Source organism: Hymenobacter duratus, from assembly GCF_014698995.1.
Classification (GTDB): Bacteria; Bacteroidota; Bacteroidia; order Cytophagales; family Hymenobacteraceae; genus Hymenobacter; species Hymenobacter duratus.
Genome location: NZ_JACWZZ010000007.1, coordinates 43,909 through 59,365 on the forward strand (window position 1 = coordinate 43,909; position 15,457 = coordinate 59,365).

Below are 15,457 nucleotides of genomic sequence, written 5' to 3' on the forward strand. Positions count from 1 at the left end.
CGTGCGCGTGTTCAGACTGCTGGCATATGCTCCTGGCAGCCATATGCAGCGAGAAAGCCGAGTGCCCCGCCACATCGGGCCAGGGCACCGGCCAGCAGGTCGTAACCGAAGCATTAGCCCTAACCCCACAGCAATGGATGTTTGACTGGCTGATTCATTTTTCCATTCACAATAAGCTTATCGTCGGGCTGCTCACCGGGCCTATACCCAACAAGAGCCGGCACGCGCGTTTCATCATCTCGCGCCCATATCAAGGGGCAGCGCTGGGCCTGGCCGAACACGCGGGTGCATCTGCTCCAGTTGCGGCACGGCTGGTGCATAGGCAATGGGCGCGAGATGATGGGCCAGCTGCTGCGCATGCTCTTCGGCTTTTTCGGCTCACTGGTGGGTCAGGTACCCACTGGCAACACGGGCGGGGCTAATGTTAAAGCCGAGCAGCCGATGCCTGTTCCTACGGATTTACAGGGGCTGCTTACCCCACAGGTGGAACTACGAAAACGTCGCTGAAAGCGCCCGTGATTCCTGGGTATCGGTAGCGCCCCAAATATCAAAGGCACAAAAGGGCATCAAGCAGTAGCGCCGCCGCAGCTGGAGCCGCTGCCGGCCGTGCAGCCGTAACAGTGCTGGTTGATAACGACGGACCGCTGGGCAAGCGCGGCCACATCAAAATCACGGATGTGCTGCACGGGACTGGCCACGTTCAACTCCAGCATCTGGTTGAAGTCGCAGTCGTAGAGGTAGCCGTCCCAGCTTACGGAAATCGTGTTGCGGCACATCACCCCGGCTGCCGCGGTGGGGTTGAACGCCGCCACCAGCTTTTCCATGTAGCCGGCGTAGTTGCCCGACTCAATGAGAAAGTCCAGGTAGCGGCTGACGGGAATGTTGGTGATGGCGAACAGCTCGTTAAAGACAATGCCGAAGTCCTTGCCCAAGGCCCGCTTGAACTGCTCCTGCAGCCCGCGTTGGGAGCCGGGCAGAAAGGCGCCGTTGGGGTTGTACACCAGATTCAGCGTCAGCCCCGAGCCCTCCTGGCCGTAGCCGACGGCGTTCAGCATCTTCAGCGCCCGGATGGAATCCTCAAACACCCCGTCGCCCCGCTGGCGGTCGGTGGTTTTGGCGTTGTAGAACGGCAGGGAGCTGACCACTTCCACCCCGTGCGCCCGGAAAAACTCCGGCAGGTCGTGGTATTTTTTGTTGGCCACGATGATGGTCAGGTTGCAGCGCACGATAACGTGGCGGCCCAGGGCGTGCAGCTGCTCTACAAACCAGCGAAAATCCGGGTTCATCTCCGGCGCCCCACCGGTCAGATCCACCGTTGGAATATCGGTACGGGCCAGGGCATCCAGGCAAAGCTGCATCGTCTCGCGGGTCATAATTTCTTTGCGGTCCGGCCCGGCATCCACGTGGCAGTGCTTGCAGACCTGGTTGCACATCTTGCCCACGTTGATTTGCAGCACGGCCGGCGCCACCGGCACGAGCGGGAACAGTCCGGCTTCGGCCAGCTTTTCGTGAAACAGCGGCAGGTGCAGCGTGTCGGCCACTTCCTGGCGCAGCACGGTGAGCTGAAAGGACGAGTCTGCCAGCTGGTGGCCCGTAGCCTTTAGTGATTTCATAGAGTTGAGCAAAGTGCCGGCCGTAATGCGCCGGCGGGCTTACATGGAAAGGTCTTTGGCCTTGTTCATCATTTGCACGCCGTGCACCAGAAGTGACCCACCTTTGATGGCCGCGGCCACGTGCACTGCTTCCATCATCTGGGCCTCGTCGGCACCCTTCTGCAGCGAGTCGGAGGTGTAGGCATCGATGCAGTACGGGCACTGCACGGCGTGGGCGACGGCCAGCGCAATCAGCGCCTTTTCCCGCTCGGTCAGGGCGCCTTCCTTGAATACTTCGCCGTAGTAGTCGAAAAACTTGCGGCCCATTTCGGGCTGCCACTCGGCGATGTTGCCGAATTTGGCCAGGTCCGCGGGGTTGTAATAGGTCTTCTCCATCGGGGTAGAAATGAGTGGGGCAGTAGGGAAAGGGAAATGCATGTACGAAACGCCAGGGCCAAGTAGATTGTCACTCGTACCAATGACGAAACCGGCGGAAGCTGGTGCGCACAAACCAGTCACCCAGGCGTGGGAAGTAGCTGTGCACTACCAGAATCAGCCAGCCCAGCGCCGAAATAACCGTGCGTTGCCGGCGGCGGCGGATGTGGCGCAGGATGATATCGGCCACTTCCACCTGCGTTTTCTGCCAGCGCGGCGGGCGGTAGGCAATGGGCACGGGCTGGCCGCTGGCATCAAGGACCCGCTTTCCCGCGTCGTTCTGCGTGAAGCCGATGTACACCACGCCCAGGTGAATGCCGGTGCTGGCCAGCTCCAGGCGCAGCGTGTGCGCCAGGTTGGCCACGGCGGCCTTCCCCGCGCAGTAGGCCGAACCACTTGGCATGCCGTTCAGGGCGGAGATGGACGAAATGAACGTGACGCTGCCGCGAGATTGAGTGAGCTCCGGCAACGCGGCCATGAGCGGGTACACGGCGCCGTAGACGTTGCTATCGAGCACCTGTCGGAAGACCTCCGGCTGCATGTCGGCGAAGTAGGCCCGTTGGGAGATGCAGGCATTGGCGACGAGAATATCCAGCCGTCCGAAGGCCTGCACGGCCGCGGCCACTAGGCGCTGGCAGCCCGCGTAGTCCGTCACGTCGGCCACGCAGGCGGCCACGGCGTAGTCCGCCGCCTCAAAGTCGTCCAGCGTCTGCCCCAGGCGCTCCGGGTTGCGCCCGTTTAATACCACGGCCGCCCCCTGCTGGCACAGCAGGCGGGCCGTTTCCCGCCCAATGCCCGACTCCGAGCCGGTGACGATGGCCACCTGGCCGGCAAAAGCACCTTGGGTGGGCAGGGGGTGCGGTTGCGTCCGGGCCGGCTCTGCCGCTGCCTGGAAGGCAGCGGCCTGCTGCGCCGCCGGGGCCGGGGGGTGGGGTTCAAACATAGCCTTGGGCTTTAAACCAGTGAAACGCTTCGATAATGGCTTTTTCCAGCTCGGTCTGCGGCAGCCCGAGCTCCGTGTGGGCCTTCTGGACGCTGAAATAGTGGCCGTCGTTGGCCACCGCTGCCATGGCCGCGTTGAGCTGCCCCAGGCGGCCGGTCAGCCGTGCCTGCACGTCGCAGGTGGCCCCGTAAAGCCGGGCCAGCGGCGCCGGTATGGGCCGGACCGGCGGACGCACGCCCATCAGCCGGGCCATCAGCGCAAAAGCTTCCCGGTAGCTTAAGTTTTCATTCCCCAGGATATAGGACTCGCCGACCCGACCCCGCGTCAGGGCGTTGACCGTGGTGACGGCCACGTCGCGCACATGGACGTAGTTCTTGCCGCCGGCCGGGTAGCCAGGCAGCTTGCCGCGGCAGAGCTCCAGCAGCAGGGCGTTGGAGGTCGGCTTGGCGTCGCCCGGTCCCAGCATAAAGGTGGGATGCACCAGCACGGCCGGCAGATGCCATTCGCTCACGGCCTGCAGCACCCGGTGGGTGGCCGCCCGCTTGCTGTCCATATAGTCCAGCCCGTAGCGCTGCCCGGCGTAGGGACGGGTTTCATCACCAGGGTGCAGGCGGCTGCCGAAGCCGAAAACGTTGGCCGTGCCCACGTACACGAAGCGGCCCACGCCGGCCTGCCGGGCCAGCTGCAGCACGGCTTCTGTGCCGCCCAGGTTCGTGGCCCACACGGCCGGGTTTCGCGCCGGGTTCACCTCGGCCCGGGCGGCCGCGTGGATGATGGCCGCGCAGCCCTCGGCCAGCCCCGCCAGTGAATCCGGCTGGCATAGGTCACCCGTGCGGACGTCGACGCCCAAAGAGGAGAGGGGCGGTAGGGGAGAAGCAACGGACTCCGAGTCGGGCCGCACCAGCGCCCGCACCGAATGGCCCCGCTGCAGGAGCTCCTGCACGAGGTGGCGGCCCAGAAAGCCGCCGGCGCCGGTTACCAGTACGGGCCCTTGCATCAGCGGTAGTTGAGCAGGGCCTTGTAGGTGCGGGCAATGCGCGGGGGTGGCACCTTGAGAAAGAACATGGAGAAAGCCGTTAGGTTGGCCAGCTGCACGCGCAGCCAGGAGTTGGTTTCGTACTTGCGGGCCGACACGACCACGTCCTGCGGCACTATCAGAAAGCGGGCCCGCCGCCGGATGCGGCGGATGATGTCAAAGTCCTCCATGATGCAATAGTGCTCGTCGAAGCCGCCGAGCTCCTCGAATAAGGCGCGGGTAATAAACAGCGTCTGGTCGCCGCCGCGGCTCATAATGCCCTCGAAGCGGGTGCCGTAGCTGTTGAGGCGCAGCAAAGGGTGGGAGGAGTCGAAGCGGAAGCGGTAGCAGCCCGCCGGGTAGCCGTCACGCACGGCCCGCCGCACGGTGGTGACGTAGCCGGGGTGGATGCCCACATCGGCGTGCACGAAGTAGAGAATGTCGCCGGTGGCGTGGCGGGCGCCGTGGTTCATCTGTGCTGCTCGCCCGGGCTTGGGTGAGAGCAGCACGGTAGCCCCGGCGCTACGGGCTGCTTCGGCCGTGCCGTCCCCACTGGCGGCATCGACCACCAGGATTTCCACGCGGTGGTCCGGGTCGTGGCGGCGCAGCTCGGCCACCAGACGGCCGATGTTGTCGGCTTCGTTAGCCGTGGGAATGATAACGCTCAGCAGCATAGGGTTGGGAGATAGATGCGGGAATAGTCGAGGCACGAAAATGCGTTAAAAAGCTTCGCCGATGGTAATGTACAAGCCGCTGGAGTGCCGGCCCAGGCCGTAATCGAGCCGCAGATTCAGGTGGTCACGGCGGTTTACCGTGAAGCGCAGGCCCGCCCCGTAGGCAGCTTTCGGCGCGTCCAGGCGCAGCACGCGCGCCTCGTCGCCCAGTGCGCCCACCCCGCCAAACACCACCGCGCCCAGCCGCCGGTACACCGGCAGGCGCAGCTCCGTTTGCAGCACGGCCGCATTCTGGTCGCGGTAGCGCCCCTCGTAGTAGCCGCGCAGGCGCCGGGTGCCACCCAACAGCGACAGGGCGTTGAAGGGCGCGGTGCCCGCGGTGTAGCTGGCGAAGTAGTTTACGGCCAGCACCACGTGCGGGGCCAGGCGGTGATAGGACGACACATCGGCCGAGAGGCGGCTGAAGCGCGTGGTGCCCTCCGCCGCCGCGGCGCGGTTGCGGTGCCAGTAGGCCACGTCGGCCACCACCCCCCGGTTGGGAAAGAACACCCGGTCGCGGGCATCATAAAACAGGCCCAGTCCGCCGCCCGTCAGCCGGCTGCCGCGGCCGCCCGGCACGGCGCCGCTGCCCAGCAGGCCATTGGGTTCGGTACGGGTCACGTCGTAATCTTCGACCTGGTAGCGCAGGCCGGCGTAGAGCTTGCCGCGCCGCCCGCCCGGCACGATGCGCCGGAAGGCATTCAGGCGAATGCGCTGGAAATTGACTTCGTAGAGCTCCCGGGGCACTTCCCGCTCCCCCACGCCGAAGAAGAAGTAGCTGTAGCGGTAGTAGCCGGCCTCGCCGTAGGCGTAATAGCGGTTGTGGTCGTAGAACACCTGAAAGGGCAGGTACACGAGCAACTGCCGGTTCTGGGTGTAGGCCACGCCGAAGGTGAGCTGCGAGGGCCGGGCGGTGCTGTCGCCCGCGTCGCGGCGAAAGCGCACCGTGGCCGTAGCCGCCGCTCCGTAGGCCAGCCGGGTTTCGGGCGTGTAGTAGACCAGCGGCAGCGGAAACACCGCCACGCGCTTAGGCACGGTGTCGGGGGGAGTCGACAAGCAGGAAAGGCCGAGCAGCGAGGTGGTCAGGAACATGCGGCGGGCAAGGTGTTTATACTCTACGCACTGGCGGGGGGTAGAAGATTTACCGGGCGGCAATCTTCTGAGTGGCCGCTTGCCGTATATGCTGGCTCAACCGTATCCTTTCCTAATGCGCAGAATCTTCCTGGCCGTGTTGCTCCTGGGTGCCGTGGGTGCCGCACTCGTGGCGTTTGTGGCGCCCGCGCCCGGCCCCCTGCGGAGCGGGCCGGCGGCCGCCGTTGACCACGCAGCCTACGACCGGCTGCTGAAAAAGTACGTCAACGAGCAGGGGCTCGTCAACTACCAGGCCTGGAAAGCGGACCAGCAGGAGCTGAACCAATACTTGGATAAGCTGAGCAAGAACCCACCGGCAGCTTCATGGAGCAAGCCCGAGCAGATGGCTTATTGGATCAACGCCTACAACGCCTACACCATCCGGCTCATTCTGAACCACTACCCGGTGAAGAGCATCAAGGACATCGGCTCCAAAATCAAAATCCCCTTCGTGACCACGCCCTGGGCAGCGGAGTTTTTCAGCATCGGCGGCCAGAAGATGAGCCTGGACGACATCGAGCACGGCACTCTGCGTAAGAAGTTCGACGACCCGCGCATTCACTTTGCCCTGGTGTGCGCGTCCATCTCGTGTCCGCGCCTGCGCAACGAGGCCTACACGGCCGGCCAGCTGGACCGGCAGCTTGACGACCAGGGCCGCGACTTTCTCAGCAACCCGGCCAAAAATAAGGTGGGCCAAGCAAGCGCCCAGCTCTCCAAATACTTCGATTGGTACAAAGGCGACTGGAACAAGAACGGACAGTCAGTGGCCAGGTGGGTCAACAAGTACGCCACGACGAAAATGGACGCCGACGCGAAGGTGAGCTACCTCGACTACAACTGGAACCTGAACCAGCAATAACCTGGCTGCCGCTTACCCTTACCCATCCCCGACGTCCGGCGGGCCTGCTGCCCGCCGGGCGTTTTGCCACTTGGTATGCACCTCACTTGGTTGACCACCGCCGCTTTGCTTGGGAGCAGCCTGCTGCCGCTGGCGGTGCGGGCGCAACACCCGGCCCCGGCCGAGGTACGCCGCTACGTCATTGAGGTAGCCGGGCTGCGCGTGGGCACCATGACGGCCACCCGCCAACCCCTGAGTGCGGCCGAGGTGCGCTACACGCTGGTCAGCGACGTGCAGGTCAGCTTTTTGGTGTATCACCTGAAAGTGTATTACAAAGTCATCAACCTCGTGGGCAGTGACCAGCTGCTGCTCTCTACGGTGGAAGCACACACCAATCAGGGCAACTTTGCCTCGCGCACCGAGTGGAAGGGCGACCATTACGACATCGTGGCCGACCAGTACAAGCACCACTACCGTGGCACCCTGCGGCAGCCCATTCGGTACACGGTGACGGATATGTTCTTCAGGGCGCCCACCGGGCAGGCGCAGGCCTACGGCGAATACTTTGGCGACTATTTTATGCTCAGCCCCGCGCCCGGCAGTACCTACCGAGCCCGACGCGACGGGCGGGAAGATGAATACCGCTACGCCGACGGGCAGCTAACTACCATTATCAAGAAGAACCCGCTCAAAAACTTTGTCATCCGGTGGCAGCCATGACGGGCATCGTACCCGCTAGAAAGCCCTGATAGGCCGATTTTTGCGGTAAAGCCCCCGACAGGCTCTACCGGACTCCATCCCATTGTGAGCAAAAAACATCATGTCGTAAACATGCGCCATATTATGTCGTATATTTACGACATACTTCACGACTTCCCAGATGACTTACGCCAAAACCACCGGTTTCACCGCCGACCAGCAGTACCTGGCCCGCATGGCCAAAGCCCTGGCCCACCCGGCCCGGGTGGCCATCATTGAGCTGCTAGCCTCGAAGCACACCTGCATCTCCGGCAACATCGCCGCCGAGCTGCCGCTCTCGCGCACCACCGTGTCGCAGCACCTGCAGGAGTTGAAGGCGCTGGATTTGATTCGCGGCGAAATCGACGGCCTCACGGTCTGCTACTGCCTTAATACAGAGTTGCTGCAACGGGTTCACCAGCAGTTCACGGCCTTTTTCATTGGGGCCACGAGCGGCGCGGCCTGCGGCCCGGACGATGCCTGCGCCTGCTAATTCCATTTCCCACTCCAACCTTACCGACCATGAAAATCTCTGAAATCAAGCACGCCCTGACCACGGTAGCAGCCATCAATTTTCGCCTGCCCACGGGCGAGCACCTGCCCGCGCACTTCCACGTCACGGAAGTGGGCCTGGTGAGCAAGCACTTCATCGACTGCGGCGGTGTGGAGCGCCAGGAAACAGTGGCCAACTTCCAGCTCTGGGAGGCCGGCGACTACGACCATCGCCTGGCACCCCAGAAATTCCTGCACATCCTCAACCTGTCGGAAAAGATTCTGGGTTCGGAAGACCTCGACATTGAAGTAGAGTACCAGCAGGCCACCATCGGTAAGTTCGGCCTGACCTTCGACGGCACCGACTTTGTGCTGACCCCCAAGCACACCGCTTGCCTGGCCCAGGATGCCTGCGGCATTCCCGACGCTCAGCAGATGGCCCTGCCCCAGCTGCAAATGGCCGGCGCAGCCTGCACGCCGGGCGGCGGGTGCTGCTAAGCGAACAGCCCAACGGCGCGGCCCTTGCGGGTGGCGCCGTTGGGCTGTTCCCTTCTTCCACGTTTTCTTCTTAGTTCGATGACGATTGCCTTTTTCTCCGACGTGCACGGCAACCTGCCGGCCTTGGAAGCGGTGCTGGCTGATATGGAGCAGCGCCGCCCGGACATGATTTTCTGCCTCGGCGACCTGGTGGGCTACGCGCCCTGGCCCAACGAAGTGGTGAACGAGATGCGCCGCCGCGGCATCCCCACGCTAGCCGGCAACTACGACCAGGGCATCGGACTAGCTTCGTCGGACTGCGGCTGCGCCTACAAAACCGACACCGGAAAAGACCTGGGCGCCCAGAGCATTGCCTACACCAACCACGTGGTGGGCGAGCAGGAGCGCCGCTACCTGCGCCTGCTGCCCAAGCACCTGCGCCTGGACTTTCAGGAAGAGCCCTGCACGCTCAGCCTGCTGATGGTACACGGCTCGCCCCGTAAAATCAACGAGTACCTGTTTGAAGACCGGCCCGAGGCCAGCTTCCTGCGCGTGTTGCAGGAGGCCAAGGCCGACATCCTGCTGTTTGGCCACACGCACAAGCCCTACCACCGCACCTTCGCCTACAAAGTGGAGGGCGAAACCCGCTACCGGCACGCCTTGAACATTGGCTCGGTGGGCAAGCCAAAAGACGGCGACCCGCGCGCCGCATACCAACTGCTGCACTTAAACGAGAACACCACGCTCACCGACCCCAGCAGCGTGCGCTCGGAACTGGTGCGGGTGGCCTACGACGTGGAGAAAGCCGCGCAGGCCGTGGAAGCCTCGCCGCTGCCCAACGAATACGCCGACATGCTGCGCAAAGCGTACTAGTCCCCGTTTGCGATGACGATTCATCCCCTTACCGAAACCCACTGGCAGGCCGTAAAGGCCATTTACGAAGCCGGCATAGCCACCGGCAACGCCACCTTTGAAACCCAAGCCCCCGAGTGGGAGGCCTGGGACCTGGCGCACCTGGCGCACAGCCGCCTAGTGGCCGTCGATGAGGCCGGCACGGTGCTGGGCTGGGCGGCCCTGTCGCCGGTATCAGGGCGCTGCGTGTACGGCGGCGTGGCCGAACTAAGCATCTACATCGCCGCCGCAGTGCGCGGACAGGGCGTGGGCCGGCAGCTGCTGCAGGCCCTGATTGCCGAGTCGGAAGCACACAGCATCTGGACCCTGCAGGCCGGCACGTTTGAGGAAAATACGGCCAGTATTGGCCTGCATGCGCAGGCGGGGTTCCGCATCATAGGGCACCGCGAACGAATCGGCCAGCACCACGGCGTGTGGCGCAACACGGTGCAGATGGAACGGCGCAGCCCGACCGTCGGCGCCGCTTAACCTTACTTTTTTATGTCGACGATAAATCAAGCGGTACCCGCCGCGCCGGCGCCGGCCGCGCTGGCGGAAAAGAAGCTCTCGGGCCTCGACCGGGGCCTCACGCTCTGGATATTCCTGGCCATGGCCCTGGGCGTGGGCCTGGGTTACTTCGTGCCCGGTATCAACGACGCCGTGAACTACTTCTCGGTGGGCACGGTGAATGTGCTGCTGGCCCTGGGCCTGATTCTGATGATGTACCCGCCCCTGGCCAAGGTGAAGTACGAGCAGTTGCCCACGGTCTTCAAAAACACGCACATCATCGGCCTCTCGCTATTTCTAAACTGGATAATCGGGCCACTGCTCATGTTCCTGCTGGCCATCTGGCTGCTGCCCGACAAGCCCGAGTACATGATGGGCCTGATTCTCATCGGCATTGCTCGCTGCATCGCCATGGTGCTGGTTTGGAACGATTTGGCCGACGGCTCCCGCGAGTACGCGGCCGGGCTGGTGGCGCTCAACTCCATCTTTCAGGTGCTGTTTTACTCGGTGCTGGCCTGGTTGTTCATCACCGTGCTGCCACCTTACTTCGGGCTGCAAGGATACGCTGTGAACATCGGCATCTGGGACATTGCCCAGAGCGTGCTCATCTACCTGTGCATTCCCTTCGCGGCCGGTTTCCTCTCGCGCACCGTCCTGCGCCGCCTGAAAGGCGACGAGTGGTACGAGAAGGTGTACATCCTGGCCATCAGCCCGATTACGCTGGTGGCGCTGCTGCTCACCATCGTGGTCATGTTCAGCCTCAAGGGCGAAACCATCGTGCAGGTGCCGCTCGACGTGCTGCGCATTGCGTTGCCGCTCGCCATCTACTTCGGGGTGATGTTCGTGCTCAGCTTCGCGGCCGGCAAGTGGCTGGGAGCAGATTACGCAGAGAATGTCAGCATTGCCTTCACGGCCACCGGCAACAACTTCGAACTGGCCATTGCCGTGGCCATCGGCGTGTTCGGCCTGAATTCGGGCCAGGCCTTCGCCGGCGTCATCGGCCCGCTGATTGAGGTGCCGGCCCTGATTGCGCTGGTTAACCTTGCCTTCTGGTTCCGCCGTCGCTGGTACGGCGGCAAGACCGTGCCTTCGGCCGCGTAACTCGCCTCCCTGCTTTTTTCCCTGCTCATATCTGACCAGAAAAACGTGCTGGTGCTCTGCACCGGCAACTCCTGCCGCAGCCAGCTGCTGCACGGCTACCTGCAGCAGGAATTGGGCGAGCGGGCCGCCGTGTACAGCGCCGGCGTGGAAGTCCACGGCCTCAACCCCCGCGCCGTGCGTGTAATGGCCGAGGACGGGGTGGATATTTCGCAGCACACCAGCAACCACGTCGATGAGTACGCCGCCGTACCCTTCGACTACGTGCTGACCGTGTGCGACCACGCCAACGAGGTGTGCCCGGTGTTCCCTTCCACGGCCCAAAAGCTGCACCACAACTTCCCCGACCCGGCCAAGGCCACGGGCAGCGAGGAGGAAATCATGGCGCAGTTCCGGGCCGTGCGTGACCAGGTGAAAGCCTACGCCCACGCCTTCGTGCAGCAGCATGGGGCTACTGGCTAAGCGCCGGTTCCCGGCCGCTGCGGCCTGGGGCCATTTTTGCAACTGAGCCAGCAACCCTTACTTTTCAACCGGACTCAACGCCGGGCACTTCCCCGGCGGGCGCCGGACCTGCCACGAGCCGGTAGTACTCGACCCCGCTCCGTCGCCCATGGTTCGCGCCCGGTGCCGACTCCGCTGGCTGGCTGCGGGGACAGGGCGGCCCTAACAATTACGCGCCGATGGGACGTTTCAGCTATGTTACCCGTGCCGTATGGCTGCTTTCGCTCATCAGCCTGTTTACGGACCTGGCCAGCGAGATGCTTTAACCGGTCATGCCGCTTTACCTGCAGTCCATCGGGTTTTCGGTGTTCTTCATCGGTCTGCTCGAAGGCGTGGCCGAAGCCGTGGCCGGCCTGAGCAAGGGCTACTTCGGGCAGTGGTCGGATAGGGTGGGGCGGCGCGAACCCTTCGTGCAATGGGGCTACGGGCTGAGCGCCCTCAGTAAGCCGTTGCTGGCCGTGCTGGCCACTCCGGCCTGGGTGCTGCTGGCCCGCACCCTGGACCGGTTGGGCAAAGGCTTGCGTACCGGGGCGCGGGATGCGCTGCTCAGCGACGAAACCACGCCCGCCGACCGGGGCAAAGTCTTTGGCTTTCACCGCTCCATGGACACGCTCGGGGCCGTGCTGGGGCCGCTGGCGGCGCTGGGCTGGCTGGCCGCGCATCCCGGGCAGTACCGCCCGCTGTTTCTGTGGGCCTTCGTGCCGGGCGTGGTGGCCATCGGCATCACGTTTGCGCTGCGGGAGCGGCGGGCCGTGCCCTCAGGGCGGCCGGTGGTGCCGTTCTGGGCTTCCTTCCGCTACTGGCGGCAGGCCCCGCTGGCCTATCGGCGGGTAGTGGGCGGGCTGCTCGCGTTTGCGTTGTTCAACTCGTCCGATGCGTTTCTGCTGCTGCTGGCCCGGCAGCGCGGGCTGTCGGCCCCCACGGTTATCGGCCTGTACGTGCTCTACAACCTGACCTACGTGCTCAGCGCCTGGCCCCTGGGCCACCTGGCCGACCGGCTGGGGCCGCGCCGCCTGCTGGTGGGCGGTTTGCTGGTGTTTGCCGGCGTGTACGGTGGCGTGGCCCTGGCCCACGATTTGTGGGCGTTCGGGTTGCTGTTCGCGCTCTACGGCCTCTACGCGGCGGCCACCGAGGGCGTGGGCAAGGCCTGGGTAAGCACGCTCTGCGCCAAGCCGGATACCGGGGCCGCGCTTGGCACCTTCGCCGGCCTGAGCAGCCTGGTGGCGCTGGGAGCCAGCACGGGAGCGGGCCTGCTCTGGCAGTACTACGGGCCGGGGGCCACATTCGGGCTGGCGGCGGCTGTCGCGCTGGGCGTGGCCGCGTACCTGGCCCGCGTGCGTGTGGTATCCCAAGCGGGTGGCAGTGCCGGCCCCGCGTCCTAATCCTTGCCCCCCTGGTGATGCTTGAGCGGATGAATCCTACGCATCCTACGGGCCTCGCGGCCCGAGGCGCGTACGCCCGGCGCTTTGCCCGCCAACAATTTGCGAAGGCCTGATTCCCTGCGTGGGGCCGGAATCAGCCCCTACATAGGTTAGCAGAGGGGCAATTGAATCCCTAACAGGGAGCTGGATGAGCCGGTTTAGGGCAGCAGCGGCTGCCGTTTGAAACGGCGGTAGAGTACGAGTGCCAGCAGCAACACGGCGCTGAGCACCAGCCCGCGGCGCAGGCTGTAGTGCGTAGGCGGTTTTTGGGGCACTGCATTTCGGGGCGAGAGCTTCGTAAACTTTCTGGCTACCAACTTCCAACTCTGGTGCGAATCCGTCTCGTAGCCAAGGGCCCAGATGCCAACCCCGGCCAGATGCTGCCTCAGCACCCAGTCGTATTTTGGGGCCAGGCTAGCCGAATCTTCCCACCACACCTGCACCGGTGGAAGCCCCGCACTGTCCGGGGCCACGACAGTCCTATGGCTTAAGCTGGCCAGATCCAGCTTGGCTTCGGCATGGGTCAGCAGCGGGCGCAGCTGCCTGTTCGTCCAGTACTCGGCTGGTCGCTTGCCGAACACTTCCGCGACATCCCGGCTATCCACCTTCCAGACTTTGCCCAGGTGCGGAAAGCCTACTACCAGCTGGTTCCGGGGTACATAGCCCTGCTTTAGGTAATAGGCCACTGAAGTTTCGATGCTATGAGGTCCCCAGTCCTCACTAGGCTTCAGCGGGACCAGGGCACCGGGTATCACCTGGTTATACGATGTGTAATCAAAGGCCTTGATAATAAACAGGCTGACGAAGTTCTGCACGGCTCGCAGGTTGCGGTACGTACCGGTACCGTCCACGGCCGGAACACTCAGCGTGACGACGGCCGCTGTATCCTGCGTGTGAAGTGCCTTGGCCAGACACCCCAAAAAATACTGCAGTTCCCGGGAATGATTCGTGCGCGGCGTGAGCTCGGGGCGCCCAGCGAAGGGGCTGCTGCATCGCTGCCCTGCCTTCTTAGCCAGTCCGGCATGTCTTCTCTGGTCAAGGCCGCCCCCCTGTGCCTGGCGATTCTGCTTCCGCAAGCTGCCCTTATCCGCGCCTTCCGGCTCGTTGGCCGCCAGGCGGGCAGCATAGCCGCGGGTCAGTATCTTATTGAGGCTGATAAGCTGCTTGTTTCTGGCGTCTAGGGCTTGCATCCACATTCTCTGCTCCCTCAGCCGCTGGGCCGTGCGCTCGTGGCTGGCTTTGTCCTTCGTCTCAGAGGCTTGGGCCGTCGCATCAAGCCCAAGCCAGCCCAGCACGCGGCTCATTCGCCCAGGCACCACCTTGGGGGTCTGCAGCTGGTGCAGCGCTAGGCGCTTTTCCAGGTCCTGCTGCTGCTGGGTTAGGCGCTGGGCTTCGTCCAGGAGCAAATCCAACTGGGTGGCCAGCGACAGCAGCGAATCCGGCTGTGAAGCCAGTGTAGTCAGCTCATAGGGGCGTGTTTCTGCTTCGGAATCGAAGCGTCCCACCTGGGCACGCAGCCTGGGCTGCTGCTGATGCCCGCCGGACAACTTGGTTGGTGGTAGTTGGTCGGGGGCAAAGTCCAGGTTAACACCATCAGCCCCGGTCCGCCGCACAACCTGCACGATCGTGTCAATGAGGCGCTGCTGCTCCTTCAAACGGTTTGAGTTGAGCAGCGAAGCCGTTGCTTCCGCCCAGGGATAGGCAATGTTGAGCAGGACCTTGCAGGACTTGTTTTGCTGATGGGCATAAGCGGCGAGCCCCGCCGGCTGCTGCCCGGCAGAAGCTGCCAGCAGCAGGTCGCCGCAGTGGTTGACCCGGTAGCCGTAGTAGGCCACGTGCGTGAGCAGGCTAAAGTCGTAGCTGGCGTAGACAGTTCCCACCCAGTAGGGGTGCCAGCCAAACACCACCGCCCCCGGCCGCAGCTGCCGCCGGGGATCAACCGGCGGGGGCGGCAGGGAAGGGAGTTGCACGCCCTGCGCCGTCCAACGGAAATCCTGCTGATCTGCCGCGCTGTAGCAGTGGTAGTCCTGCACGCCGGGCGGGGGCAGGGCAGGGTAGCTCAGGGAAGGGGTGGAGGGATTCCGTGCCCTCATCTGTGCCGAGACATTACCACTGAGACCAGCTAACCCCAAAAGCAACAGACTGCCTCGCAGCACTGGAACCGAATGCCAAAAACAGGCGCTGAGAAGTTTCACGCGGCAGCAAGAGAAGGGTAAGGTGGAAGAAAGGCTAAATGTTTCTCCGTTCCGCTGGAATAGATTGCGCTTAGCTTAAGTGGGTAATATATCTATTTAACAAGTGCCTGCGGCTGAAGCAACAAGCAGGGCAGCGTTATGTACACTGCCTGGAAACGGCAGTACTTGCCGCACGAAACCTGAGTTCAGGCGCGGCTAGGGCAGCCCCGCAGGCGCCCCACCAACACTGCCCTGGATGATCACTACCGCCCTTTTTGGCTGGGACGTTATCCAGTAACCCGGCTTCGGTTTTCGAGTAGACGTGTATAGGCAGGCGGAAGAAGACAGCCTGGCGGTGGTGACGTATACAGCCCCAGCCTTGAGCAGTTCATGTTAATGGAGACCTTCTTATGGCGCGGCGACAAGCAGAGAACCCTGAAGCCCCGCTGGCAGTTAAGCGGATGCTCTATAGCCTGACCCGCAGCAAAGCC

17 protein-coding genes are annotated in these 15,457 nt (G+C 63.7%); 10 read left to right on the forward strand and 7 right to left on the reverse strand.

Annotation, left to right across the window (positions count from 1 at the left end; all coding sequences use genetic code 11):
* Positions 1-249 precede the first annotated feature (249 nt).
* Positions 250-507 (forward strand): DUF3703 domain-containing protein, encoded by a 258-nt coding sequence (locus tag IC231_RS20470; protein WP_394368211.1) that lies wholly within the window; start codon positions 250-252, stop codon positions 505-507.
* Positions 508-566: 59 nt separating this feature from the next.
* Here the strand turns inward: IC231_RS20470 and arsS are convergent, their stop codons facing one another.
* The 6 genes from arsS to IC231_RS19850 form a co-directional block, all read right to left on the reverse strand.
* Positions 567-1,613 (reverse strand): arsenosugar biosynthesis radical SAM (seleno)protein ArsS, encoded by a 1,047-nt coding sequence (arsS, locus tag IC231_RS19825; RefSeq protein WP_190786205.1) that lies wholly within the window; start codon positions 1,611-1,613, stop codon positions 567-569.
* A gap of 39 nt (positions 1,614-1,652) precedes the next feature.
* Complete coding sequence (locus IC231_RS19830; protein ID WP_190786206.1) at positions 1,653-1,988, reverse strand: arsenosugar biosynthesis-associated peroxidase-like protein; 336 nt, start codon at positions 1,986-1,988, stop codon at positions 1,653-1,655.
* Between the two features lie 70 nt (positions 1,989-2,058).
* Positions 2,059-2,970 carry an SDR family oxidoreductase gene (locus IC231_RS19835; RefSeq protein WP_190786207.1) on the reverse strand — a complete coding sequence of 304 codons (912 nt, stop codon included), beginning with the start codon at positions 2,968-2,970 and terminating at the stop codon, positions 2,059-2,061.
* Complete coding sequence (locus IC231_RS19840) at positions 2,963-3,967, reverse strand: NAD-dependent epimerase/dehydratase family protein (RefSeq protein WP_190786208.1); 1,005 nt, start codon at positions 3,965-3,967, stop codon at positions 2,963-2,965. The genes IC231_RS19835 and IC231_RS19840 overlap by 8 nt, the downstream gene beginning before the upstream one ends.
* Positions 3,967-4,659, reverse strand: a complete 693-nt coding sequence (locus IC231_RS19845; RefSeq protein WP_190786231.1) for a TIGR04283 family arsenosugar biosynthesis glycosyltransferase — start codon at positions 4,657-4,659, stop codon at positions 3,967-3,969. The genes IC231_RS19840 and IC231_RS19845 overlap by 1 nt, the downstream gene beginning before the upstream one ends.
* Before the next feature lie 45 nt (positions 4,660-4,704).
* Entirely contained in the window at positions 4,705-5,790 is a 1,086-nt protein-coding gene (locus IC231_RS19850) for a BamA/TamA family outer membrane protein (RefSeq protein WP_190786209.1), read from the reverse strand.
* A gap of 115 nt (positions 5,791-5,905) precedes the next feature.
* Between IC231_RS19850 and IC231_RS19855 the strand changes: the two genes are divergently transcribed.
* From IC231_RS19855 to IC231_RS19895, 9 genes are all read left to right on the forward strand, one after another.
* On the forward strand, positions 5,906-6,688 hold the full coding sequence (locus IC231_RS19855; protein WP_190786210.1) for a DUF547 domain-containing protein: 783 nt from the start codon (positions 5,906-5,908) through the stop codon (positions 6,686-6,688).
* A 75-nt stretch (positions 6,689-6,763) separates the two neighbouring features.
* Positions 6,764-7,387, forward strand: a complete 624-nt coding sequence (locus tag IC231_RS19860; RefSeq protein ID WP_190786211.1) for a DUF6134 family protein — start codon at positions 6,764-6,766, stop codon at positions 7,385-7,387.
* A gap of 160 nt (positions 7,388-7,547) precedes the next feature.
* The gene (locus tag IC231_RS19865; protein WP_190786212.1) at positions 7,548-7,898 is read left to right on the forward strand and encodes an ArsR/SmtB family transcription factor; all 351 of its coding nucleotides are present in this window, start codon (positions 7,548-7,550) and stop codon (positions 7,896-7,898) included.
* 29 nt (positions 7,899-7,927) lie between these two features.
* On the forward strand, positions 7,928-8,395 hold the full coding sequence (locus IC231_RS19870; protein ID WP_190786213.1) for a DUF6428 family protein: 468 nt from the start codon (positions 7,928-7,930) through the stop codon (positions 8,393-8,395).
* A 78-nt stretch (positions 8,396-8,473) separates the two neighbouring features.
* Positions 8,474-9,247: a metallophosphoesterase family protein gene (locus tag IC231_RS19875; RefSeq protein WP_190786214.1), complete on the forward strand. Its 774-nt coding sequence runs from the start codon at positions 8,474-8,476 to the stop codon at positions 9,245-9,247.
* A 12-nt stretch (positions 9,248-9,259) separates the two neighbouring features.
* On the forward strand, positions 9,260-9,754 hold the full coding sequence (locus tag IC231_RS19880) for a GNAT family N-acetyltransferase (RefSeq protein ID WP_190786215.1): 495 nt from the start codon (positions 9,260-9,262) through the stop codon (positions 9,752-9,754).
* A 12-nt stretch (positions 9,755-9,766) separates the two neighbouring features.
* Complete coding sequence (gene arsB, locus IC231_RS19885; RefSeq protein ID WP_190786216.1) at positions 9,767-10,873, forward strand: ACR3 family arsenite efflux transporter; 1,107 nt, start codon at positions 9,767-9,769, stop codon at positions 10,871-10,873.
* A 45-nt stretch (positions 10,874-10,918) separates the two neighbouring features.
* Positions 10,919-11,332, forward strand: a complete 414-nt coding sequence (locus tag IC231_RS19890) for an arsenate reductase ArsC (RefSeq protein ID WP_211539216.1) — start codon at positions 10,919-10,921, stop codon at positions 11,330-11,332.
* Positions 11,333-11,643: 311 nt separating this feature from the next.
* Positions 11,644-12,753: an MFS transporter gene (locus tag IC231_RS19895; RefSeq protein ID WP_211539217.1), complete on the forward strand. Its 1,110-nt coding sequence runs from the start codon at positions 11,644-11,646 to the stop codon at positions 12,751-12,753.
* A gap of 197 nt (positions 12,754-12,950) precedes the next feature.
* Here IC231_RS19895 and IC231_RS19900 read toward each other — a convergent pair whose 3' ends face one another.
* On the reverse strand, positions 12,951-14,885 hold the full coding sequence (locus tag IC231_RS19900; protein ID WP_190786217.1) for a glycosyl hydrolase family 18 protein: 1,935 nt from the start codon (positions 14,883-14,885) through the stop codon (positions 12,951-12,953).
* Positions 14,886-15,457 lie beyond the last annotated feature (572 nt).